The 23107-nt window shown below is 49.4% G+C and carries 24 protein-coding genes; 23 read left to right on the forward strand and 1 reads right to left on the reverse strand.

From position 1 onward, the window contains the following. Window positions 1-148: 148 nt before the first annotated feature. The 23 genes from ABMB67_RS17225 to ABMB67_RS17335 all read left to right on the forward strand — a co-directional run bounded on the left by ABMB67_RS17225 (window position 149) and on the right by ABMB67_RS17335 (window position 21844). Window positions 149-685, forward strand: a complete 537-nt coding sequence (locus ABMB67_RS17225) for a hypothetical protein (RefSeq protein ID WP_251223091.1) — start codon at window positions 149-151, stop codon at window positions 683-685. Window positions 686-879: 194 nt separating this feature from the next. Continuing rightward, window positions 880-1548 carry a GntR family transcriptional regulator gene (locus tag ABMB67_RS17230; RefSeq protein WP_251223092.1) on the forward strand — a complete coding sequence of 223 codons (669 nt, stop codon included), beginning with the start codon at window positions 880-882 and terminating at the stop codon, window positions 1546-1548. A 333-nt stretch (window positions 1549-1881) separates the two neighbouring features. Then, on the forward strand, window positions 1882-2556 hold the full coding sequence (locus ABMB67_RS17235; RefSeq protein WP_251223093.1) for a haloacid dehalogenase type II: 675 nt from the start codon (window positions 1882-1884) through the stop codon (window positions 2554-2556). Between the two features lie 239 nt (window positions 2557-2795). Further along, window positions 2796-3905: a tripartite tricarboxylate transporter substrate binding protein gene (locus ABMB67_RS17240; RefSeq protein WP_354572839.1), complete on the forward strand. Its 1110-nt coding sequence runs from the start codon at window positions 2796-2798 to the stop codon at window positions 3903-3905. A gap of 24 nt (window positions 3906-3929) precedes the next feature. Next, entirely contained in the window at window positions 3930-4451 is a 522-nt protein-coding gene (locus tag ABMB67_RS17245) for a tripartite tricarboxylate transporter TctB family protein (RefSeq protein ID WP_251223095.1), read from the forward strand. 14 nt (window positions 4452-4465) lie between these two features. Further along, window positions 4466-5968, forward strand: coding sequence for a tripartite tricarboxylate transporter permease (locus ABMB67_RS17250; RefSeq protein ID WP_354572840.1), 1503 nt, complete (start codon window positions 4466-4468; stop codon window positions 5966-5968). A gap of 361 nt (window positions 5969-6329) precedes the next feature. After that, window positions 6330-7127 carry an enoyl-CoA hydratase/isomerase family protein gene (locus ABMB67_RS17255; RefSeq protein ID WP_354572841.1) on the forward strand — a complete coding sequence of 266 codons (798 nt, stop codon included), beginning with the start codon at window positions 6330-6332 and terminating at the stop codon, window positions 7125-7127. Between the two features lie 2 nt (window positions 7128-7129). Then, window positions 7130-8275, forward strand: coding sequence for a CaiB/BaiF CoA transferase family protein (locus ABMB67_RS17260; protein WP_354572842.1), 1146 nt, complete (start codon window positions 7130-7132; stop codon window positions 8273-8275). Between the two features lie 147 nt (window positions 8276-8422). Further along, on the forward strand, window positions 8423-9247 hold the full coding sequence (locus ABMB67_RS17265; protein ID WP_354572843.1) for an ABC transporter ATP-binding protein: 825 nt from the start codon (window positions 8423-8425) through the stop codon (window positions 9245-9247). A 586-nt stretch (window positions 9248-9833) separates the two neighbouring features. Next, a complete protein-coding gene (locus ABMB67_RS17270) occupies window positions 9834-10010 on the forward strand; it encodes a hypothetical protein (protein WP_354572844.1) in 177 nt (58 codons plus the stop codon). A 23-nt stretch (window positions 10011-10033) separates the two neighbouring features. Further along, window positions 10034-10279, forward strand: a complete 246-nt coding sequence (locus ABMB67_RS17275; protein ID WP_354572845.1) for a hypothetical protein — start codon at window positions 10034-10036, stop codon at window positions 10277-10279. 80 nt (window positions 10280-10359) lie between these two features. Further along, window positions 10360-10662, forward strand: a complete 303-nt coding sequence (locus ABMB67_RS17280; RefSeq protein ID WP_251223102.1) for a DUF4212 domain-containing protein — start codon at window positions 10360-10362, stop codon at window positions 10660-10662. A 23-nt stretch (window positions 10663-10685) separates the two neighbouring features. Further along, window positions 10686-12347, forward strand: coding sequence for a sodium:solute symporter family protein (locus tag ABMB67_RS17285; RefSeq protein WP_354572846.1), 1662 nt, complete (start codon window positions 10686-10688; stop codon window positions 12345-12347). Beyond that, window positions 12310-14238, forward strand: coding sequence for a DUF294 nucleotidyltransferase-like domain-containing protein (locus ABMB67_RS17290; protein WP_354572847.1), 1929 nt, complete (start codon window positions 12310-12312; stop codon window positions 14236-14238). Before ABMB67_RS17285 ends, ABMB67_RS17290 begins: the two co-directional genes overlap by 38 nt. Before the next feature lie 147 nt (window positions 14239-14385). After that, window positions 14386-15045: a 3'-5' exonuclease gene (locus tag ABMB67_RS17295; protein ID WP_354572848.1), complete on the forward strand. Its 660-nt coding sequence runs from the start codon at window positions 14386-14388 to the stop codon at window positions 15043-15045. Between the two features lie 96 nt (window positions 15046-15141). Then, the gene (gene spoIIID, locus ABMB67_RS17300) at window positions 15142-15429 is read left to right on the forward strand and encodes a sporulation transcriptional regulator SpoIIID (RefSeq protein ID WP_251223106.1); all 288 of its coding nucleotides are present in this window, start codon (window positions 15142-15144) and stop codon (window positions 15427-15429) included. A gap of 109 nt (window positions 15430-15538) precedes the next feature. Then, window positions 15539-16543: a rod shape-determining protein gene (locus ABMB67_RS17305; RefSeq protein ID WP_251223107.1), complete on the forward strand. Its 1005-nt coding sequence runs from the start codon at window positions 15539-15541 to the stop codon at window positions 16541-16543. A gap of 29 nt (window positions 16544-16572) precedes the next feature. Then, entirely contained in the window at window positions 16573-17394 is an 822-nt protein-coding gene (locus ABMB67_RS17310; protein ID WP_354572849.1) for a flagellar hook-basal body protein, read from the forward strand. A gap of 74 nt (window positions 17395-17468) precedes the next feature. Continuing rightward, on the forward strand, window positions 17469-18311 hold the full coding sequence (locus ABMB67_RS17315; RefSeq protein ID WP_251223109.1) for a flagellar hook-basal body protein: 843 nt from the start codon (window positions 17469-17471) through the stop codon (window positions 18309-18311). Window positions 18312-18428: 117 nt separating this feature from the next. Beyond that, the gene (locus tag ABMB67_RS17320; protein WP_251223110.1) at window positions 18429-18752 is read left to right on the forward strand and encodes a DNA-directed RNA polymerase subunit beta; all 324 of its coding nucleotides are present in this window, start codon (window positions 18429-18431) and stop codon (window positions 18750-18752) included. A gap of 329 nt (window positions 18753-19081) precedes the next feature. Further along, window positions 19082-19504 carry a 3-hydroxyacyl-ACP dehydratase FabZ gene (fabZ, locus tag ABMB67_RS17325; protein WP_251223111.1) on the forward strand — a complete coding sequence of 141 codons (423 nt, stop codon included), beginning with the start codon at window positions 19082-19084 and terminating at the stop codon, window positions 19502-19504. 49 nt (window positions 19505-19553) lie between these two features. Beyond that, a complete protein-coding gene (locus ABMB67_RS17330) occupies window positions 19554-21254 on the forward strand; it encodes a putative bifunctional diguanylate cyclase/phosphodiesterase (RefSeq protein WP_354572850.1) in 1701 nt (566 codons plus the stop codon). Between the two features lie 296 nt (window positions 21255-21550). Further along, the gene (locus ABMB67_RS17335) at window positions 21551-21844 is read left to right on the forward strand and encodes a hypothetical protein (protein WP_354572851.1); all 294 of its coding nucleotides are present in this window, start codon (window positions 21551-21553) and stop codon (window positions 21842-21844) included. A 205-nt stretch (window positions 21845-22049) separates the two neighbouring features. On the opposite strand, the gene ABMB67_RS17340 is transcribed toward ABMB67_RS17335, so the two are convergent. Then, entirely contained in the window at window positions 22050-22961 is a 912-nt protein-coding gene (locus ABMB67_RS17340) for a manganese catalase family protein (RefSeq protein WP_354572852.1), read from the reverse strand. Window positions 22962-23107: the final 146 nt, after the last annotated feature.

A 23107-nucleotide genomic window follows, 5' to 3' on the forward strand; every position in this document is an offset into this window, starting at 1 on the left:
CCTGATTAGCACTTTTGTGATAACATGTAAAAAGAGAGAAACGATTCCCAACGAAACGTAAGGATAACGATGCCCTTTATTTCTGGCCCTTCAATGGTGAAAGCGCTTTCAGTTGATTATCTATTTTCCTTAAGGGAGGTAAATGGAAATGAAAAGAACGGTGTATCGGGGAATTGGCTTTAAGGAAGCAGAGGAAGTCGTCAAAAACCAGAAATATGATCGCAGCGAGCTGCGAGATTTTCAAAATGGAGTAGCTGCAAAATCATTGTTTGGACCGGGAATCTATCTCATTAATGACGCGGAATTGGCGGCGCATTACGCCTTCTGCCATGCTGAAGTGGAGGAGGAGGAGTTGGCCGTCGTTTTAAAGCAGACGGTTCATTTTCAAAATCCTTTCATTGTCAACTACACCTATAGTGAGCGGCAATTGAAAAAGGACGCGCTAAGCTGGAAGTTCACGGATGATTTCCCCGAGCTTCATTCAGGACCTGACTCACTGGAAACGCTGAAATGGGTCGGGACGATTATTAAAGAATATTTGCTCACGCACGGCTATGACGGGATTACCTACCATATTGATGATGAGATTATCTACTATGTCAGCTACCATCATCATCAGCAGATCACAGGAATAGAATTTGACTTTGTCTTTAATATTAATGAAGTAAAGAAGCAGTCAGTCTAGTTTAACGTAGATGGTATCTGATCCAGCTTCTTTAGATAAGCATTTCAGATGCCATTCCCGCCCTCTTTGTCGGATCATTGCCCCTCTTTTCACCTTCCTGTCTCTCCCTTTCCTTCTCTTACATTGTATTTCCAGCAAACTTATACTATAATGATTGCAAAAATCGACTGTCGACCATTTAGGGGATGAAAACGATGCCAGATAACGATCCGTTACAAAATACGTCCTTGTCTCATCAAATTGCCGAGAAAATTACCAATCAAATTATGAGCGGGGAGCTGCAGCCCGGTGAAAAGATAATCGAAGCGAACTATGCGAAGGAATTCGGCACAAGCCGTGCGCCGATTCGTGAATCTCTTTATCTATTAGCGACCGATGGATTAATAGAGCGGATCCCGCGACGCGGCGCTGTCGTGAAAGGCTATAGTGAAATGGAAGTGTACGATTTGCTTGAGCTGCGGATGATGCTCGAAGGCCTGGCGATGAAGCGCTTAGCCGATTTGGAGCAAAAGCAGCCGACGATCAAAAAAATGGAGGATACGATTAAAGAAATGGACGCGCTTGACTCCCGTGATGATAAGGCGTACGCGCTATTAAATCAAACCTTCCATCTTTATTTGATTGAGATGAGCGGAAGTAAAACGATTAAAGATATGTACACCAGACTCAGCCGGCAATTGCTCGTCCTGCAGCGGATGTCCTTTCTGGAAGAAGCCCATGTGCGCAAATCAATTGAAGAACATAAAGTGATCCTCGATTTAATCAAGAAGGGCCTTGTCGAGGAAGCGCGCGTCATTTTAGATATGCACAATCAAGGCATCATTAGCCGGATTGAGCAAAAAATCTTTCCTCATAAAAAATGAGCGGAACCGTCACGATTTTTTTAAAAGCCCGTTGTGAGTGGATGTCTCACAACGGGCTTGGGGCGTGTGAAGCCATTGACTGATTTTGAAAGAGACTGGACAAAAGGTTGTTTTTTACCTTTTGCCTAGCCTCTAAGCTAGTTTTGTCTCAAGCTCAGTTTTGCATCACCTAACAACCCTTATACGATCCTCCCCCGAAATTTTTCAGTTAGCCGAAAGGGCCGCCAGACGGCTTATCCACATGCTAGCAACCTTTCTCTTTCCAAATGATAGACATTTTCTGAACAGCCGCTCATATACTGGCACTAATCATTGAAAAGATAGGAGGCCGTTATGAACTATCGTTTAGTAACGTTTGATGTATTTAGTGCGCTGGCCAATATCGAAGGCACCTTTATTCCGATTTTGGCGCGTCATCCTCAATTCGTCAATCAGGATGCAGCCGCTTTTTTTCGAATGTGGCGAACAAAGCAGTATGAATATTTAATCATGTTGAACTCGTTACAGCGACATTTCCTCGGGTTTAAAGAAGTGACGAGACGGACACTTGTCCACACGCTTTACGCCCATCGGATTGACCTTTCTGAACATGATCAGGAGCGGCTCGTGCAGAAATGGAGCGAGCTTGAATTTTGGGATGATGCCCGCCAAACCGTCGAGCAGGTGAAGGAGAAAGGCTATACGATTGCGATGCTTTCAAATGGAGGGCAGGAGATGCTCATCTCCTTGCAAAACCGGCTGGGAGTCGGCTTTGACTACATCTTTTCGGCTGAGGAAATGGGCTGTTATAAGCCCTCACCAACGGTCTATCAATATGCTTATGAGCAAGCCGGAGTTGAAAAAGAGCAAATGCTTCATGTCGCCGGGTCGGCACCGGATATCGTCGGAGCGATTTCCGCCGGAATTCCTAGTGCCTGGTCGAATCGGCTGAATGCGCTCCCGATTGATCTGAGCTATCAGCCTACGTACCATTTTCAGAGGATTGAAGAGCTCCTTGCTTATCTCTGAAAATGAAATCGTGCGACGGTTTATTGTCGACTGTCGTCCGAAAGCGATAAATTGTAAGCGATTTCTTGTTCGAGGGAACAACATTTTGGGATGATTCGAAGAAGGGCGTCGGCTTCGCTCGTTACGCGGAAGGCAGAAAAAAGCCCGTTTTCAGCCATCTTAAAAGAGGGTAACGGCTCCGCACGCCGCTTCTAAGAAAAGCCGCTACGCGGTTTTCTTATCCTATTGGAGGTTTGGAGATGAAGAAAGCACTTATGATGATGTTGCTGGCGGCAGGCTGTCTAGTGCTGGCGGCATGTGGGAATGAACAGACAACCTATGATCCGGGGGCGTATGCGGCGATTGATAATGAGGAGGTGATCGCCGGAATCGATGAAATTACGGAGCGCGTCCATAAAGGAGAGCTGACGGAGGAGGAAGGAATCGCCGAGCTGCGCGAATGGATTCCGAAGCCCGAAGACTATCCGCGGCGGAATATCGAGTACATTATTCCGTGGGGAGAAGGAGGAGGCTCAGACCTTTATGCGCGGCAGATCAGCCGCGATGCGGAGAAAATTCTCGGCGTGACGCTCGTTCCGAACAATATGCCGGGTGGAAATGGCGAAGTGGCGTTGGCCTACGCTCTTTCACAGCCGGCGGATGGTTATACGATTTACGGAGCGATCACCTCTCAGGTCATTAATGACACATTAGGAGAACAGCCGTACAGCTTCATTGATGATACGACATTCATCATCCGCAACCAGGGTCCGACCGAGGTGTTCTGGACGCGCAGCGATGGTCCCTATCAAACATGGGAGGATCTGATCGAAGCTGATCGCGACAATCCCGGAAGTGTAACGTTTACCGGCGCCGGTGCGTTAGCTGATGACGAATTGCGGATTATGGAAATGAACAACCAGCTTGGCACCTCATTCACGTATATTCCAAGCAATGCGTCGGGAGAACGGGTATCGAGTGTGCTCGGCGGCCATATTGACGTGCTGCATGAAACGACGGGAGCGGTGATTGACTTGTACCGCGCCGGGCAAATCCGTCCGTTGCTCGTGCCGAGTGACGCCCCTTTCGACGGCATTGACGCCCCGACCACAGCTGAGCTTGGGATCGACATTTCGATTGGGCGCTGGAGAGGGATGAACGCCCCTGGTCATCTTGATCCGGCCATTACCGTTTACTTGCACAATGTGTTTTATGCGGCGGCAAACCTGCCACACTATCGGCAATTTGAAGAGGATTCCTATTTTCATATGGTGGACGGGTACTTGGATTATGAGGACTATCGTGCCCATGCCGAAGAAGAGCGTGAGACAATCGTGCAGCTATTGCGCGATCTTGGCTATATGGAATGATCATCCGTAAAGGAGGGAGCGGTTTTGAGTCGTTTTTTTCATCGTTATGGTGAGGTGCTTGTCACCGGCAGTATCTTTTTTGTCAGCTTGATTTTGATCGTGACGGTTCAGTTGCATATCCGTATTTCGCCATTGCGGGACTCCGGTGAGTCTGTCGGTCCCCAGTTTTGGCCGATGCTGTTGCTCGTGCTGCTTTGTGCGCTATCGGCGGTAACATTCATCAGGGCGATCAAAAAGAAGCGGCAGGAAAGCGTCGATGAACAAGAAGAAACAGCGTATATTCAGCAATTTACGAATGGCCGTCTGTTGGCGATCGTCGCGGCGATCTTTTTCTACCTTCTCCTACTGCCGTATCTCGGCTTTATCGTGATGACCGCTGTTTTCAGTGTCGTATGCGGTGTCATTATGAAGATGAAACGGTTGAAAAATATCGCGTTTTCCTTGATCGCGCTCGTCTTTCTAACCTATGTTTTCGGGAATTTCTTAACGATTCCTCTTCCCAGAGGCGTCGGGATTTTAAGGGAAGCGAGTTACTTCTTCTATTAAGGCGGTGGATGTGAATGATGGAAAGTATTCTCTTAGGCTGGCAGACGGTCTTTCATCCTGTCTATTTTATGATGGTCGTTCTCGGCGTCCTGATCGGGATTCTGTTCGGCGTAGTCCCGGGATTGAGCGGAGTGACGGCGATCAGCCTGCTGATTCCGTTTACGTATGCAATGGAACCCTTAAATGGCTTTCTGATTATGATCGCGATTTATGCCGCTTCGATCTATGGCGGCAGTATTGCGGCGATTCTGTTTAATATACCTGGCGATGCGCCGGCAGCGATGACGGCGCTCGACGGCTACCCGCTTGCCAGGAAAGGCCATGCCGGGCGCGCATTAGGAATGGCGGCGATTTCCTCGCTTGTCGGCGGTTCCATCAGCGTCATAGCGATTACGTTTTTAGCGCCGCAGGCAGCGAAAATCGCTCTTTCATTCGGACCTCCCGAATACTTTGCTTTAGGTCTTCTCGGCTTGACCGTCGTGGCGAGCATTGATGCCAATCATCAGCTTAAAGCGTTCGTATCCGTCTTTCTTGGACTTTTTCTGGCGACGGTCGGTCTTGATGTTATTACCGGGGTGGCGCGTTACACCTTCAATTCAACAATCCTGATGTCCGGAATTGATTTTGTCCCGGCGATCATCGGTTTATTTGCCTTATCGGAAGTTTTTCTGCGATTGCATAAAAAAGCATTGCGGCAAAAGATGCCGGGCGGAGGGAAAGCAGTTCCGCGCTTTGCGATGCCGACGAAAGAGGATGTCGCCAATGTTAAGAATACATGGCTTCGCTCCAGCGTGATTGGCACCGTCATCGGCTTTTTACCGGGAGCCGGAGCGACGATCGCCGCCTTTGTCGGTTACGGTGCCGCCGTTTCTGTTTCGAAAGATAAGGAGTCATACGGGAAAGGAAATATCGATGGCGTCGCCGGGCCGGAAGCGGCAAATAATGCGGCTGTCGGCGGAGCGATGGTTCCTCTTTTAACGCTCGGGATTCCGGGCGGGGCGGTGACGGCGGTTATTTTGAGCGCGTTTTTAATTCATGGCCTTCAGCCGGGACCGCTTTTATTTGAGCAAAATCCGGAGATTGTCTACACATTATTCAGCGGCATGTTCGTCGCCAATATTTTGATGACGCTTGTCGTGTTAGTGGCAATTCGTTATTTAGTAAAAGTGCTCGACGTGCCATACGAATATTTAGCGATGGCGATTATTCTCCTCTCACTTGTCGGCTCGTTTGCGATTAATAACCGCATTGGCGACGTCTGGATCATGTTTTTCTTCGGGCTTATCGGTTATATGCTGAAGCGTTATCATTTTTCACTAGCGGCTGTTGTGTTAGGCATCGTGTTAGGACAAATTATTGAGACAGGACTCCGGCAAGGGCTGATGATTACCCAGGGAAGCATCCTCGGCTTCTTCACCCGGCCGGGAAGTGGGGTCATCCTGACGCTGACTATTTTGGCGTTGTTCTTTCCCCTGCTGAAAAGGCTGAGGACAAAACGGGACATTCCGCAGGACTAAAAGCGATCTTGACGTTCGTGACGGTTCATTTTCGCTTTTTCTGGGTAAATGGAAGTAAGCGCTGGAGGACCGGGCTATCCCGAATGAAGCTTTCTCAAAGGCTATTGTCTCCTTTGAGAGAGCTTTTTCACATGTACAGGGGTGAGCTTGGTCGACTATTTGCTGTCGTCGCGTAGCCCGGATGGTGTCAGTCTGCTAAGAAAATAATAAAAAATGGATGCTGTTCAGCTAGGAACCACTGATTTTCTCTAGAAACGAGCACGAAACCAATCTTATTGTTGTAATAGTCAGAATAATATACTACACTGAAGATAAGTCGATTGTCGACCGGATCAAGCGAACTCAAAATGGGGGGGAGCACATGAAAGTTACGATAAGCCGCATGGAGAAGGATTGCAAAATGATCCTGCAGGAAAGTGCCGAGATGGCGATTATCACGATTCATCGCCCGCAGCAGCGGAATGCGATGACGAAAGAAATGTGGGAAGAGCTTGCGAGAATTGGCCAAAGAGTGGTCAAAAATCCGAGGACGAAGGTTGTTATCATCCGCGGTGGACAAGGGCAGTTCACGGCAGGTTCCGATATTAAGCAATTTAACCGTTTTACGGTGGAAGAAGCAGAAGAGTCGTTTCAGGCGATGGAGCGGGCCATTTCCACGATTGAAAAAATCCCACTGCCGACGATTGCTGTCGTCAACGGCCCGGCGATGGGAGCCGGGCTGGAGCTGGCGCTTGCCTGTGATTTGCGAATTGGGACGGTCGACGCGAAATTGGGGATGCCGATCGGACGGCTCGGCATCACGTTAAATCAAGCCTTCACGAACCGGCTCGTGCAGTTAATCGGCAAAAGCCGGACGCTGGATCTCGTCTATACGGGGAGAATTCTTGATGCCGAGGAAGGGTATCAGCTCGGGATGCTCAATTATGTCGTGCCGGAAGATAGCGACAGCAGCCATTACGCGCTGAAAATCGCCCAGCAGATTTTGTCCCAGTCCCCGGCCTCGCTTAAAGCGGTCAAACGTTCGGTGGCGTACGTCCAGCCGAGCACCTCGATCCAGTGGGAGACCGGTACGGAGACGAGCGTCGATCCGGTCGACTTCCCGGAAGGGGTTCGCGCCTTTGTTGAAAAAAGAAAACCGAATTTCAGAAGGAGAGGATAGAGATGTCAGCACTCGAAGGAATAAAGGTGATTGATTTAACGCGGATCTTGAGCGGACCCTACTGTACGATGACGCTCGGGGACCTCGGAGCCGAGATCATTAAGGTGGAAAGCCCGGGCGGGGATGATACACGCCAATGGGGGCCTCCTTTTGTTGAAGACGAAAGCGCTTATTTTTTAAGCATTAACCGTAATAAGAAAAGCATCGTTCTTAATTTGAAGGAGGAGCGCGACAAGGAGATCTTCCTTAAGCTCGTCGAGGAGGCCGATGTCGTCGTGGAAAACTTCCGCCCCGGCACGATCAAGAGGCTCGGTATCGGCTACGAGGTGCTGAAGGAGCGTAACCCGAAAATTATTCTCGCTTCCATCTCCGGCTTTGGTCAGACGGGAACGTACGCGCAGAAGCCGGGCTATGATGTGCTGGCGCAAGGAATGGGCGGATTGATGTCCGTGACGGGAGAGCCGGGCCGACCGCCGACGAAGGCCGGATTTTCCCTTGCCGATGTCGGAACGGGGATGTGGGCTGCATTCGGCATTTTAGCCGCGCTGCTTGAACGCGACAAATCGGGGGAAGGGCAGTGGATTGATACGTCGTTACTCGATACGATCGTTTCCTGGTCGACCTATCATGCCGGCAATTATTTCGCTTCGGGTGAGGATCCGGTTCCGCTTGGCAGCGAGCATCCGAACATCGTCCCGTATCAAGTATTTGAAGCGGAGGACGGTCATTTTATTCTCGCGGTCGGGAATGATAAAATGTGGCAGACGTTTCTCGGGGCAATGAAGGATGAAACGCTTGAGCAGGAAAAATATGCGACGAACGCCGATCGCGTCAGACAGCGCAAGGAGCTTGTCGCCCACTTGAATGATGTTTTTTCCAAGAAGCCGATCAAGCATTGGATCGAGCTGTTTGAATCGGTGAAAATTCCGTGCGGTCCGGTTAACAAATTCTCAGATATTCTGAACGATCAGCACATGCTCGAACGGGAAATGGTCGTGGAAACGGAACACCCGAAGGTCGGGAAGCTGAAAATGCTCGGCACGCCGGTGAAATTTTCAAGAACGCCGGCGCAGATCAAAAGCGCCCCGCCGGCATTGGGTGAGCATACGGAAGAAATTTTAAAACGGCTCGGCTATACTACGGAGTGAGGGATAAACGGCTCGGGCGGAACGGGGCCGCTGACACCGCCTGTCCCAATATTCGCACAAAAAGCCGGATCAAGGCAGGATTTCGACAAGAAACCGCAAATAAATAAGGATAGAGATCGTTATTTACGCTCGGATAGGAGAATGGTTATGAACGAAGAAGCGAAAAAACAGCATGTGATTGAACTCGAAGATATTGTCTGGAAACGGGACGGAAAGTATATTTTAAACTCCGTATCCTGGACGGTCGAAAAGGGGCAGCATTGGGCGGTACTTGGCTTGAACGGCTCCGGCAAAACGTCGCTGCTTAAGATGATTACAGGCTATCAATGGCCAAATGGTGGCGCCGTGACCGTCTTTGGACAACGTTTTGGACAAGTCAACATCCAGGAGCTGCGCAAATCAATCGGGTGGGTCAGTACATCATTGGACGACCGCTTTCAGAACCGGACGCGCGATACCGCTCTCGAAATTATCCTTAGTGGAAAAAACGCCTCCGTCGGCATTTACGAAGAGGTGACAGAGGCCGATATCGAAAAGGGCCGCAAGCTGCTTAAACAGCTCGGAATTGACCATGTCGGCAATCAATACTTTCCGTCGCTCTCCCAAGGGGAAAGACGGAAGGCGATGATTGGCCGGGCGTTAATGGCCTCGCCGGAACTGTTAATACTTGATGAGCCTTGTAACGGCTTGGACATTTATTCAAAAGAGGAGCTGCTGGCGACGATTGAAGAGATGTGCCAGGACCCGGAAGGCCCGACATTGCTCTATGTGACTCATCATATCGAAGAAATCGTTCCTTCGGTTTCCCACGCCCTCCTGCTCAACAAAGGAGAAATCGTCGGCTCGGGCGAAAAGCGCGCCGTACTGACCGAACCGTTGCTGGAGCAAACGTTCCACGTACCTGTCGCCCTGCAGTGGGAAGGCGAACGGCCGTGGGTGCGGATTACTGCAAAGCGGACGATTACGAACTGAGTGCGATAAAACCTTCAACCACCCACCGAACCAATCTTTTATGATTGCTTCGGTGGGTGGTTTTTTGTGCCGGCGTTAAGCTAATATAGCGGAGGCGGGAAGCGGAACCTTATTCCGCTATTTCGCATTCAGCCCGCTCGTTGCGCTTACGTGAGGAACCTCATTCCGCTATTGGCCGCTACAAGGAGGAGAGACCGCTTATGAGAGCCTAATAACGGAATCTCGTTCCTTGTAAGGTGAAAAATTGCCTTGAATAAAGGAATAGAGGAATCACGTTCCGCTCAAAGTTCGAGCGTGCTGAAAAAACTTTCCCTTTTTCAAAAAATGACTGAAAAAAATTTAAAAAGGCAAAATTAGCCGATTTTCTTTTGCTAGCGTCGATATAGCCATAATTTCTAACCTTTTCAAACATTTGCCATACTTGACAGTTGTCTTAAAATTTGAAATAATGTGTACTGCAACACCTCGAATGCTATCTCTTTAATATGGCGGAAGCCTACTGTTAGTAGCTGTGAAACGTGTTATAGAGTAGTTGCAGTCTTTATTATCTTTTTATGGTAGCGCTTTCAAGAAAGGAGAGAATCTATTGCTGTATGTCTTCTTAGGAATTACACTGCTCTCTATTATTCTAGCTTTTCGTTTGAGAAAACCACTCATCCTCTCCGTCCCTTTTGCGGCGATCTTTCTTTATATGATCGTTCAAGTGGCGATGGTCCCTCTTGGTTTTTTTGAAACAGTGCGCTTTATCTTCGGCTTGCGTTAAAAATGGGAGTGATAGGTAAACCAATGACGGACTATTCAGTTTGCCCGAAATGTCAACAGCCATCATGGAAAGAAATGCCGTTTGCGCGTTATGTGATCTTTCTTAGTGCCCTTCCTGTCCTCGTTGCCCTCTGTTTGACGTTCATCATTGATCCGCTTCTTATTCTTTTTGTGCCGATTGTCCTGTTACTCAATATGCGGGCGGCGAAAAAGCGTATTCGGCTCGGGCGGTGTCAGACGTGCTTTTATACAGGGCCGCGCGCCTCATAATCTGCGCCATTGAAAGGGGGGATGCCTGCCGGAGTTCGTCGGAAGTTCACGAAAGGAAAAAGAAAAAAGGAGGAAGCTAGATGAGAAAAATTGATAAACGTGTTGCTGAAGCCTATTTTCGGGCACGGACTTGGCTTGTTGTGATCTGTCTGATCATTGGGGGAATTGTGTCCTTTGGTGTCGTTGCCTTTGCTGAAGCGTTATCGAGCTTTACGATCTTAGGCATGCCGGCGCATTACTACATGGGAGCGCAGGGCGCCGTCGTCATCTTCGTCATCCTGCTTTTTGCAAACGCTGTCATCAGTGACAGAATTGATCGGAAATTCGGGATTGATGAGGAGCAAAATACACGGGTCAGCTCAGGAAAAGTATTAGACCATTAAAAAAATAATGAGGGGGTTCAATAATGGACCAGCAAACACTCGTATCGATTTTGATGATTATTGCTACCTTTGGCCTTTATATTGGAATTTCTGTCTATAACAGAGCGAAGGCGACATCGGACTTCTACGTCGCCAGCCGTGGCGTTCCTCCATTGTGGAACGGGATGGCGATCGGCGGTGACTGGATGAGTGCCGCTTCTTTTATCGGGATGGCCGGTACAGTGATGGTGATGGGCTATGATGGGTTGGCCTACATCATGGGCTGGACCGGGGGCTATTTATTCCTCACCTTCTTACTGGCGCCGCAGCTGCGCAAATATGGCCGCTATACGGTGCCTGAATTTATCGGCGACCGCTTTGACAGTAACGCCGCCCGCCTGATTGCGGCGATCGCGACGATTATTATCAGCTTTACATACATTATCGGACAGCTTTCCGGTTCGGGCGTGGTGATCGGCCGAATCCTCAATATTCCGGCGATGTATGGCACGATGATCGGGGTAGTCGTTATCGCGATTTACGCGACACTCGGAGGAATGAAGGGGATTACGTGGACCCAGGTGGCCCAGTATATGATTTTGATCGTTGCTTATATCATTCCGATCGTATTTATGTCGCTGCAAATCACAAGCAATCCGCTGCCGTGGCTGACGTATGGAGGAATTGTCGATCAGCTCGGGGCACTCGACCGGGAGCTTGGGTTAAGCGAGTATTTTGCTCCGTTTGCCGAAAGCGATAAATCGCAGTTTATCGCGCTTATGTTTACGTTGATGGTCGGGACGGCCGCCCTGCCTCACGTCATCGTCCGCTTCTATACCGTAACAACAATGAAAGCAGCGCGCTGGAGTGGAGCATGGGCTCTTGTGTTTATCGCTCTTCTTTATTTATCTGCTCCTGCCTATGCCGCCTTCTCCCGCTTTATTTTAATGACGCGCGTCGCTGACCAGCCGATTGATCAACTGCCTGCCTGGACGGAAACTTGGGTCAATACGGGATTGCTGCAAGTGGCTGATACGAATGGGGACGGCATTCTGCAATGGCAGGAAATCATTATTTCGAATGATATTGTCGTCATGGCGACACCGGAAATCGCCAATCTTGGTGTGTTTGTCATCGGCTTGGTCGCTGCCGGGGCGATGGCGGCTGCCTTATCAACAGCCGGAGGTTTGCTCATTACGATTTCTTCCTCCTTTGCCCATGATATTTACTATCGCCTTGTCAATCCGCAGGCGAGCGATCGCAGACGGCTTGCTGCCGGGCGCTGGGCGATTGTGCTGGCGACGGTCATCGCCGGAATCGTGGCGCTCAATCCGCCAGGGGTGATTACGCAAATTGTTGCCTGGGCGTTTGCTCTTGCCGGTGGAACCTTCTTCCCGGTGCTGCTTCTTGGCGTGTGGTGGAAGCGGATGAACGCTCAAGGAGCGATCGCTGGGATGCTCGTCGGCCTGTCGGTGACATTGACCTATATCTTTTTGGCGCGGGCCGGCATTACGTTTTTAGGAATACAGGATACCGGCGCCGGCATTATCGGTGTGCCGATTAACCTGATTGTCTGTTATCTCGTTTCGAAAATGACGGCGGCTCCGTCGCAAAAGCTGCAGGATGAAGTCGTTGACCTCCGTTATCCTGAACAAATGAGCTATCGCGATGGCGAGGTTTGGATGGATGAATCCACTGGAAGATAAAGAACAGCTGGCCCGGATACACGAGCATCCGCTTTTTGCCGGGCTCCCGACAGGGGAGCTTGGCGGGCTGCTGGCTCAATGCGGGCTGAAACGATATCAAAAAGGCGAGAGGGTACTGTATGCCAAGACGCCTCGTCAAGGACTTCTGCTCATCCTCCAGGGGATGGCAGAAGTTTTTGTCGGACAGAGCAGCCAGAGGGAGGTCCTGGAAGTTCTGGAAAAGGGAGATATGATCGGTTTTTCGAGCCTGGCTGATTTCCTGGCAGAAAAAAACAGGCAGCGAGAGCGCTATCCTGTTGAAGTGAGGGCGATCGAGGAGACGCTTTGTCTCCACATTCCCTATACAGTGATCGAGCTGCGCTGGCATGAGCCGGCTGTCCGCGACTTTATTTTAAAGCAGGTGACCGTGCGGCTGCGCGATATTTACGCCTCGTTAGCGGAACAGGTTACGCTCGCTAAGCAATGGGGGGAGAGCGAGCCTTTCATTCGCCGCATTCACGATGTGATGAAAATGCCGATGATTAGCGTTGATATGGAGGATGATGTCCGGGATGTGGCGGCGGCGATGGTCGGACAGGCGACGAGCTCGGTTGTCGTTCTGAATGATAATGATCAATTGATCGGGATTATTACCGAGAAAGACCTTGTCGAAAGAGTCGTTGCAAAAGGGCTGGGCGCAGGGACGGTTGCTCGTGACATTATGACGCCACATCCCTACATTATTTCCCGGGACGCTTTTTACTACGAGGCGATGTCCGTCATGCTGATGAATGGCATTAAGCACCTCCCTGTCATGGACGGAGGGCGGGTCGCCGGAATGGTCAGTCTTTCCGATTTGCTCCAGCAGAAAAACCGTGGCGTCACAGGGGTCATTCAAAAGATCGAAGAAGCAACATCGGCGACGGTAGACAGGCTTAAGCCGGCAATGTATGAAGTTCTTTCCTACTTGATTCAGGATGAAATTCCGGTCGTTCACACGCTCGATGTAATGACAAAGCTCTATGACCGGCTCGCGCGCCATTGTGTCGAGCTGGCACTGAACCATTTAGCTGAGAATGGTTCAGGGGGACCGCCGGTTGCGTTTGGCTGGTATATGATGGGCAGCGGCGGGCGCGGCGAACAGTTTATGCTGACGGACCAGGACCATTTCCTCGTTTATGCTGACCCGCCGGATGAGGCGAAGCGGAGTGTTGACCAGTATTTTGCTGAGTTAGGGAAGGAGATCGTTCGTCAGCTTGAGCTGGCCGGCTACAAACGCTGTGACGGGCTGATGATGGCCAGTGAAGACAGATGGCGGGGCGCAATCTCGACCTGGCAGGAGCGCCTGCGAGGCTGGAGTCTGCGCGCGACGAATGATCATGTGCTGCTCGCCAATAATTTTTTATCATTTCGCCATCTGTATGGCGACGAGGAGCTGCATGATCAATTTACTGCCATCGTCAGGGAGCAGCTCGTAAAATCACGGATCTTTCTTTACCGGATGGCAGAGCTGGAAAAGGAGCATCCTGTTCCGCAGCTGGATCATCCTATCCGCGCCTTATTCAGAATGAAACGGGAAACCATTGATGGAAAGAAGCATGCTCTGTTCCCTCTGCATCACAGTATTCAACTGCTGGCGGCGAGGCATGGAATCGTTGATGGAACGCCGCTTGAACTGCTTGAAAAACTGATTGAAACGAACGTTCTTTCCCGGGAAACGGCCGATGATCTCCGCTTCGCCTACGAGGTTGTTCTGCGGATTCGGCTGCAAAGCGCGTGGCATGCTCATCAGCGTGGCGAGCCTTCGTCGAGCGAGATTCATTTCAGCCGGTTGCGCACAAAGGATAAGGAGGAACTGATTCTTGCTTTACGGGCGATCCGCTCTCTGCAAAATCAGGCGATCTCTTTTTAAAAGGAAGGATCGTCTCGACTCTGCTTTTAAAAAGATCCACCTCTATTGTGAGAAACAGGCTCACTCAATCGTGGCGGTTGTGTTCTCCATGAAAGCCCCTTGACCCTCCGCCCACTGCTTCTACGTCGCTTAATGGGAGGTGCTACTATGTTTAAAAAGAAGCCGTCTTTGCCGCATACGCCTTATTCGGAGTATCCGTTAAACACCTCGCTTCGTGAGCTGACGTTTACGGTATTTGATACGGAAACGACCGGGTTCGCCGTAGGGGCAAACGACCGGATGATCGAGCTTGCCGCCGTGACAGTGCGGCAGCTGGAAGTTGAGCAGAGGACATTTCAGACGTACGTCAATCCATGCCGTGAGATTCCAGCTAAGATTACAAGGCTGACCGGTATTTCCGGGGAAACGGTCGAGAACTCTCCTCTGGCGCTGGAAGCGCTCGAAGCTTTTTTTGATTTTGCGGATCAAACGGCAAGCGGCATTTGGGTAGGACATTATGTTGCCTTTGATATGATGGTCCTAAAGAAAGAGGCCCAGCGTCACGGCTATCGGCTGAATTTTCCAATCTGCCTTGATACATTAAATCTGATTGGCTTTATCAGTCCTTCCAATCAGATGCTTGATTTGGAAAAATACGCTTTGCAATTTGGCACGAAAATCTTCAACCGTCACGAAGCGCTCGGTGATGCGCTGACAACAGCCAATTTATTTTGCGCGCTGTTAATCCTGCTTGAACAGCGCGGAAAAAGAACGCTTGCCGACTTGATTGAGATCAGTGAAATGAACAGCCGAATGCTCCAATTCTGAAAAGTCGCGCTCGTCCCCCTAATAAGATGGTATATCTGCCTATGAACCCTAATAAACTGTACCAATCACCATCACAGAATTAGGGAGGCGAGTCGTGTGCACGATTACATCAAAGAGCGAACTATCAAGATAGGCAGGTATATCGTCGAGACGAGAAAGACGGTGAGGACAATAGCCAAGGAATTTGGAGTCTCGAAAAGTACCGTACACAAAGACCTCACGGAACGCTTGCCAGAGATTAATCCCGAGCTGGCAAATGAGGTAAAGGAAATACTTGAGTACCATAAATCAATCCGTCATCTTCGCGGGGGAGAAGCGACCAAAGTCAAGTATCGCAAAACGCAGGACCAGCCATTATCATCGATTGTAAAAGCACGCCAATAAAATTTGGAAAATCCATCCCTGTTCGAACAAATTTGTGGTAGAATTAACAATTAGGTAAATCGTAACAAGAAATGCGACTGATGTTCGGAAAACAGGGAGGCAAGGAAACATGTTTGGTCGAGATATTGGAATTGATTTAGGTACGGCAAACGTCCTTATTTATGTAAAGGGAAACGGCATCGTTTTAAATGAGCCATCCGTTGTCGCAGTTGATACAGCCACAAAAAGAGTTCTTGCAGTAGGAGAAGAAGCGTTCCGCATGGTTGGACGTACACCAGGAAATATAGTTGCCTTACGTCCGATGAAGGACGGAGTGATCGCAAACTTTGAAATGACAGAATCGATGCTAAAGCATTTTCTCGGGAAAATTAATGTAAAGAGTCTTTTCTCAAAGCCCCGTATTTTAATTTGCTGCCCGACAAACATTACGTCAGTCGAGCAAAAAGCAATTCGCGAGGCGGCTGAGAAGAGCGGAGGCAAAAATGTGTACTTGGAAGAGGAGCCGAAAGTAGCTGCAATCGGCGCTGGGATGGATATTTTTCAACCGAGCGGTAACATGGTCGTAGACATCGGCGGTGGAACAACAGATGTTGCTGTTCTTTCAATGGGTGATATTGTCACCTCCTCTTCCATTAAAGTAGCGGGAGACCGTTTTGACTCCGATATTCTTTCTTACATTAAAAAGAAGTATAAGCTGTTGATCGGGGAGCGAACATCGGAAAGCATTAAAATGCAGGTTGCAACTGTATTTCCAGGTGGACGTCAAGAGGAAATGGATATCCGTGGACGTGATATGGTCAGTGGACTTCCGCGCACAATTACGGTACACTCGAAGGAGATTGAACATGCCTTGTCGGAGTCGGTTTCTTATATTGTACAAGCTTCCAAACAAGTGTTGGAGCAAACCCCGCCAGAGCTTTCGGCAGACATCATTGACCGCGGTGTGATCCTGACAGGTGGAGGCGCGCTTCTGCATGGAATTGACCAGCTTCTCGCGGAAGAGCTGAAGGTTCCGGTCGTAGTCGCGGAAGAGCCGATGCATTGTGTGGCAAAAGGGACAGGGATTATCCTTGAGAACCTTGATCGAATGTCGAATAAGAAAATCCGGATTTAACGAGTAAAGCTCAAAGGAGGCTTGACGCCATGCTTCGCGGAATGTACGGGGCTGCGGCCGGCATGATTGCCCAGCAGCAGCGCCAGGAAATGCTTACGAACAATATTGCAAACGTCAATACGCCGGGTTTTAAAGCCGATCAGGCTTCTTTGCGTTCATTTCCGAACATGCTGATTCAGGCAATGGGAACGCAGGAAATGCCGGCGGGACAGTCAAGACCGATTGGCACGTTGACGACAGGTGTGTATCTTCAGGAACGGATGCCGAATTTTCGTCAAGGAGACATGATGGAAACCGGCAATAACACGGATGTGGCGATTTTACAAGGTGTGATGCCGGCAACGGAATCAGGCCGGCCGGGAGCGCTTTTTTTCGTCGTGCAAAATGATGACGGTGAACTGCGCTATTCAAGAAACGGGAATTTTACCGTTGATGGACAAGGGTTTCTGACGACATCTGAAGGACATTATGTGCTTGATACGGCAGGAAATCCGATCCAGGTTGATAATGAGGACTTTCGTGTGAATGAAGCCGGACAAATCATGACAGCGGCCGGGGCGCCGATTGCCCAGCTTGATCTCGCTTACGCTGATGACCCACTGCAGCTAGTGAAGGAAGGCAGCGGTTTGTTGCGTTTTGAAGGGGAAGGCGAGCTGCCGACGGCTGTCGGCAATGATGAGCTGACCTATCAGCTTCAGCAGGGCTTTCTGGAACGTTCAAATGTCGACACGGCAAGAACGATGACGGAAATGATGAATGCTTATCGCTCATTTGAAGCGAATCAGCGCATTTTGCAAGCCTATGACCAAAGCATGGACAAGGCTGTTAACGAAATTGGCCGGATTGGATAAGAAACGAGAACAGAATGCGTAAAGTAAAGGATGAAAAAAGAAAGCTACGGGTTTCCTTATAAGGAGGGGAACGGATGAACAGTTCAATGATAACGGCGTCGGTGACGGCTGGGCAGCTTCAGCAGAAGCTTGACACCATTTCGAATAATATCGCCAATGTGAATACGACGGGATTTAAAAGACGGGAAGTGACGTTTTCCGATTTGCTCCATCAGCAAATCAACAATCAAACGAATCCAAATTATGAAATGGGACGATTGACGCCGGCCGGGTTGCGCTCAGGCGTTGGCGCGAAAGTCGCTTCCACTGCGCTTCGTCTTGATCAAGGTTCCCTGGTCGGAACCGACCGTGAGCTTGATTTTGCGATCACGCAGCCAAACCATTTCTTCCGCATCGGTATCGAGGAAAATGGAGAACAGATCGAGTATCTTACGCGGGATGGTGCCTTTTATTTGAGCGAAGATCCGGATAACCCTGATCTCGTCACGATTGTGACAAGCAACGGCGACTTTCTGTTGAATGGCGGATTTGAACGCATTTCTTTCCCGCTTGATTTCGAGGAGATTCAGCTTAGTCCGGAAGGGATGCTGAATATTACGTTAAATGACGGGACGGTGCTCAATGCGGGACAGCTGGCGCTAACACACGTCCATAAGCCGCAGCTGTTGGAAGCTGCCGGAAATAATCTCTACCGTCTCCCTGACTTTGCTGCACTGGGCTATGCGGAGGCAGATATGCTCGAAGAAGTGCCTGGAAATGAAGGGCGGCTGATGCAGGGCTCACTTGAAGCGTCAAATGTTGACCTGGGCCGGGAAATGAATGAGCTGCTGACGACCCAGCGCCATTACCAATTTACGACAAGAGCGATGTCAATTGCCGATGAGATGGCGGGGCTGGTCAATGGGATTCGGAGATAACCGTCGATAGGGAAGAGAGCTTCTTAGTTTGCTTTTTGCTAAGGACTTAGACCGGATGAATGAGGTAGCGAGTAAAGGTGATCCGCCAACCCTGTCGATGGATTCAAGGAGAAAACGATGACTGAACAAGATTCACGGCTGAAACAAACAAAACGAGAGAACGCCGTTCAAGCCGGCAGCGCTAAGCCAAAGTCAAGGGAAGAACGTCGGCTGGCAAGCGGCGACGAGCATAAAAGCGCAAGCGGCCGTAAGAGCAGGAGGAGACCGCGTTTGCGTCTCATCCCGATCTGGCTGCGTATTCTTTTGTCAATCGTGTTAATCGGCGGCAGCCTTTTGCTCGGATTGATCGTCGGGTACGGCGTCATTGGAGACGGTGATCCTGCCGACGCTCTCAAACCGGAAACATGGTATCATATTTTAGACATTATCCGGGGTGAATAACACCACGGTTTGAGACCGTAGACAAAACGGCTTTGGGATAGGACTCTCAAAGCCGTTTTTGCATTTTTCGTAAGGTTTTCCGGAGAGGACCGTGTCGGTTTTGTGTTCCTCCAGTGCTTTCCCGCTAGAGAAAGCGGACGGATAGGAGGGAAGGGCAGGTTGCAGTTCAACCTTGATTACAAGTGCAGAGCGGCGCCGTTGCCGTCTTTTCTTTCTACGATAGGTGACAAAATGATAACATCAGATGTCAACAATCAAGCGGCGAAGCGCCACCAGGCTGCGTGAATATGGTATAATAACAAAAAGAATTCAACTAAGAGGTGGATGAATTGCTAACAATTGAAGAGATCAAAGAGATAATCCCCCATCGCTATCCATTTTTATTAATTGATCAAGTCCTTGAAGTCGAAGAAGGAAAGCGTGCGGTTGGCATAAAAAATGTTTCAATCAATGAAGAATTTTTTAACGGCCATTTTCCCGACTATCCTGTAATGCCTGGCGTCCTGATTGTGGAAGCCCTTGCCCAGGTTGGGGCAGTGGCGCTATTAAAGTCGGAGGCAAACCGGGGAAAGCTGGCCTTGTTTGCCGGTATCGACAATTGCCGTTTCAAACGACAGGTGAAGCCGGGAGATCAGTTGAGACTGGAAGTTGAAATTACACGTTTGAAAGGTCCCGTTGGGAAGGGACATGCTCTTGCTACAGTGAATGGAGAGGTCGCAGCAGAAACGGACATTACATTTGCCATCAAGTAATGTGCTTTGCAGACAATGTACTTCATTTAATAAGTGAGGGGGACCAGAGATGAACTCAGCTTTTATTCGTTTTGCACAAAACCACAGAAATGTAGAAACGCTGTTCAACTACATGAACGATGGCTTAATGCTGACGAATCATCGGCATGAAATCATTGCCGTTAATTCTGCGTTTCAGCGTATGACAGGCTATACATTAAAGGATATCGCGGGCATGAACCCAAGTATGCTCGAATCCGCAAACACACCGAAGCATGTCTATGACGAAATGTGGGATTCAATCAGACGCAATGGCTCATGGACTGGCGAGTTGTTATATGAGCGCAAAGACGGGACGCTCTTTTGGTCTTTTCTCACCGTTACACAAGTAGAACAGCCGCAGCCGGAGGATAGCTACTGTATCGCGATTATGCGCGATATCAGTGAGCGGAAGCAGCAGGAAGAACAAATGAAGTATAATGCTTCTCATGACACGCTGACGCAGCTGCCTAACCGGGTTTTGTTTAAGGACAAGCTTGAGGACGCTCTCCAGACGGCGGCCGAAAACGGAAAAAAAGTGGCCGTGCTTTTTCTTGATTTGGACCGCTTTAAAAAAATTAACGATTCTTACGGCCATCAAGTCGGAGATCAGCTGCTGGTGAAAATGGCCCGGCGCATTCAGCGGGTGATCGGCGAGGATGGCGTTGTCAGCCGATTCGGCGGCGACGAGTTCACGATTTTTCTTCCCGATATGGATGAGATGGTCACGGAGGATGTGATCTCCGCTTTATTTGCTGCTTTTGAAAAGCCGATCATCGTAAATGAAAAAGAACTGTATATGTCGATGAGCATCGGCGCCTGTTTTTTTCCGGAACACGGAAAAGATGCGCAAACGCTGCTGAAAAACGCAGACAGCGCGATGTACCGGACAAAAGAAGAAGGCCGTAACCACTATCAGCGCTACGAGCAGGGGATGAATGAGACAACCGCTGACGAGCTTTCCCTTGAGGCGGAACTGCTTAAAGCGATTCGCCGGCAGGAACTCGAAGTATATTACCAGCTGCAAGTCGACATTGATAAACGGATCCCTTTTGGAATCGAGGCGCTCGTCAGATGGAATCATCCATTGAAAAATGTCCTTTCCCCGGCGGTTTTTCTGCCGCTTGCCGAAGAGATGGGCGTCATCGCGGAAATTGACGAGTGGGTCCTGAATGAAGCGTGCCGTCAAACGAAGCGATGGCATCGCGAAGGCTTTGGAGAGCTGATCGTCTCCGTTAATGTTTCAAAAGAATTTTTTAAACGCCCTGACTTTGTCAGCCGTGTTGAACAGGCTCTGCTGCGGGCCGAGCTTGATCCGTCTTATCTCTGTCTGGAAATCACAGAAAAAACAGCCATTTTACAGGTCGACGATATTCGCGCCAAATTGAATCAGCTCAAGCAGAAGGGTGTCGCTGTGTCATTGGATGACTTCGGCACGGGCTATTCTTCTCTCAGTCAGCTGAGAATGTTCCCGATCGATACGCTGAAAATTGATCAATCGTTTGTCAGAGGACAGGTTTCACCTGAGAACCAGGCGATTGTCAAGCTGATCATCGCGATGGCCAACAGCTTGAATGTCTCCGTTATATGTGAAGGAATCGAAACGGAGGAACAGCTCTCTCTTATTCGCAATGAAGGCTGTTATAAAGCGCAAGGCTATTTGTTCAGCCGGCCTATTCCCGCAGACGAGTGTAAAGGCGTCATGGAAAGGCTGATTCGATCATTTACATAAGCATATGTATAAAAGCTCGATCAATGGGTAAGCCTATACAACAAGGGGTATAGGCTTTTTCTGTTTGACTGGCAGCAAGCGGAGCAGGCAGCATGTGGCGAAGATGTGTCAAAATGAGTTTTTGTTTTGACAAACTTTTGAAAAACCATGTGATAAGTTGTGAAGCTGGCAAGACATTGCCAAAAAAGCCAGTAATGTGTAGACGTTGTTGCAGAGACTTGGTAAGATACACACAGGCTAACGCGAGAGACATGTATGTCCGTTAGTCACATATCTAAATTTGGGGGTAATTGATTATGAAGAAGAAATTTTTAATGACAACAGCAGCAGCTGTCTTATCACTAGGACTATTAGCAGCGTGTGGCGGTGCTGAAGAAGATCCGGCACTAGATCAGCCAGGTGGAGTGGAAGATCCAGCTGATGCACCAACTGACGCACCTGAGTTAGATGCGCCTACTGAAGATCCGGGAATGGATGAGCCAATGGAAGAAGAGCCAACATTAGAGGATGATCCGGCTGAGGACGGTGCAGAGGAAGCACCATTAGAAGACGAACCAGTTGATGAGCTAGAAGAAGAGCCAGCTAGCTAATAACATTTCATACAAAAGAAAAAGGGAATACCCACAACAGGACGCTCATGTCTCAGCAACTCGTTTTCTGAGGATGATGGCCGTAAGGGATGGTTGGAAAGGTGAGAGCCTTTCCAACCATCCCTTTTTCTTATAGGAGACAAAAACGAGTCAGGGGCTGGGAATAAGGCAAAAACAACCTTATTCCCAGCCCCTAAAATGAGTTTTAATGGCTTTGGATCGCTTCCTGTTCATACTGGGCTTGTGCTTGCCCGGCAGTTGGCGGTGTACCGTGCACATAAGGCGGGGCAGGCGTAAGCTCTGGCGTTTGCCCCATTGCTTCAGGCTCGGCAACATATTCAAATGAAGCCTGGCCGTCCATGCTCTGACCATTGGCCCAGCGCCCGGCTTTGCTGTCTTCCCCGGCGGAAAAGTTCATGAACGAATAGGAGACTTCCTGTTTTTCAAGCTCCTGAGGGAACGTGCTCGGCACAATTGGCTTCTGATTTTGCTCAAGCTCCTCGATCGCCGCCATCCACTGATTCTGATGCATCGTGTCACGAGCCAGAAGGAAGGAAAGCATATCCCGCACCCCATTGTCGGTTGTCATCTCATACAACCGGGCAACTTGAAGGCGTCCTTGTGACTCGGCATTCAAGTTTGCTCTGAAGTCGGCAAGCATGTTTCCGCTGGCGATCATATAGCGGGAATTCCACGGATAGCCGACGCTGTCGACAGGCTGTGCGCCAAGACCGGATACGATCAGATGTTGCGGACTCATTCCGCTTAATACCGTTTTTACAATTTGATCCTGCACATCCTGATTGCCCCCCATCGCCGAGTTCAGAACCGGATTCTGGGCAGCCTGCTCCTGCTCACGTGCCGGCGCCTGATCAAGCAGCTGGGCAATCATCGTCGAAATCATTTCAACGTGGGCGATCTCCTCTGTACCAATATCAAGCAGCATATCACGGTATTTTTTCTCGCCGCGGCAGTTCCAGCCTTGAAATAAATATTGCATCATCACGCTAATCTCACCAAACTGTCCTCCGAGAATCTCCTGCAATTTCTTTGCGTAGACAGCATCGGGCTTATCCGGCTTCGCGTTATATTGAAGTTCTTTCACATGATAAAACATCAATGTCCCCCTTATTCGTAATTGAATTCGTCTTTTCTAGCTTCTCCATCTTCGAGATGAAAACACTTTCCATTTAGCTCCAACAATTCCAGCACTGCATCAATGTACAGTCAGAAAATTCTCAAATGGACAATTTTGCCGATTGT

The sequence above is a fragment of the Halalkalibacter oceani genome (assembly GCF_040544555.1).
Taxonomy (GTDB): Bacteria; Bacillota; Bacilli; order Bacillales; family Bacillaceae_D; genus Halalkalibacter; species Halalkalibacter oceani.

Coding starts and splice junctions, on each gene's coding strand:
- ABMB67_RS17275 (WP_354572845.1), top strand. CDS start 10,034: ATGACGGACTATTCAGTTTGCCCGAAATGTCAACAGCCATCATGGAAA.
- ABMB67_RS17335 (WP_354572851.1), top strand. CDS start 21,551: ATGAAGAAGAAATTTTTAATGACAACAGCAGCAGCTGTCTTATCACTA.
- ABMB67_RS17250 (WP_354572840.1), top strand. CDS start 4,466: ATGATGGAAAGTATTCTCTTAGGCTGGCAGACGGTCTTTCATCCTGTC.
- ABMB67_RS17240 (WP_354572839.1), top strand. CDS start 2,796: ATGAAGAAAGCACTTATGATGATGTTGCTGGCGGCAGGCTGTCTAGTG.
- ABMB67_RS17320 (WP_251223110.1), top strand. CDS start 18,429: ATGACTGAACAAGATTCACGGCTGAAACAAACAAAACGAGAGAACGCC.
- ABMB67_RS17280 (WP_251223102.1), top strand. CDS start 10,360: ATGAGAAAAATTGATAAACGTGTTGCTGAAGCCTATTTTCGGGCACGG.
- ABMB67_RS17260 (WP_354572842.1), top strand. CDS start 7,130: ATGTCAGCACTCGAAGGAATAAAGGTGATTGATTTAACGCGGATCTTG.
- ABMB67_RS17290 (WP_354572847.1), top strand. CDS start 12,310: ATGGCGAGGTTTGGATGGATGAATCCACTGGAAGATAAAGAACAGCTG.
- ABMB67_RS17285 (WP_354572846.1), top strand. CDS start 10,686: ATGGACCAGCAAACACTCGTATCGATTTTGATGATTATTGCTACCTTT.
- ABMB67_RS17330 (WP_354572850.1), top strand. CDS start 19,554: ATGAACTCAGCTTTTATTCGTTTTGCACAAAACCACAGAAATGTAGAA.
- ABMB67_RS17315 (WP_251223109.1), top strand. CDS start 17,469: ATGAACAGTTCAATGATAACGGCGTCGGTGACGGCTGGGCAGCTTCAG.
- ABMB67_RS17305 (WP_251223107.1), top strand. CDS start 15,539: ATGTTTGGTCGAGATATTGGAATTGATTTAGGTACGGCAAACGTCCTT.
- ABMB67_RS17310 (WP_354572849.1), top strand. CDS start 16,573: ATGCTTCGCGGAATGTACGGGGCTGCGGCCGGCATGATTGCCCAGCAG.
- ABMB67_RS17225 (WP_251223091.1), top strand. CDS start 149: ATGAAAAGAACGGTGTATCGGGGAATTGGCTTTAAGGAAGCAGAGGAA.
- ABMB67_RS17340 (WP_354572852.1), bottom strand. CDS start 22,961: ATGTTTTATCATGTGAAAGAACTTCAATATAACGCGAAGCCGGATAAG.
- ABMB67_RS17230 (WP_251223092.1), top strand. CDS start 880: ATGCCAGATAACGATCCGTTACAAAATACGTCCTTGTCTCATCAAATT.
- ABMB67_RS17235 (WP_251223093.1), top strand. CDS start 1,882: ATGAACTATCGTTTAGTAACGTTTGATGTATTTAGTGCGCTGGCCAAT.
- ABMB67_RS17265 (WP_354572843.1), top strand. CDS start 8,423: ATGAACGAAGAAGCGAAAAAACAGCATGTGATTGAACTCGAAGATATT.
- ABMB67_RS17295 (WP_354572848.1), top strand. CDS start 14,386: ATGTTTAAAAAGAAGCCGTCTTTGCCGCATACGCCTTATTCGGAGTAT.
- ABMB67_RS17255 (WP_354572841.1), top strand. CDS start 6,330: ATGAAAGTTACGATAAGCCGCATGGAGAAGGATTGCAAAATGATCCTG.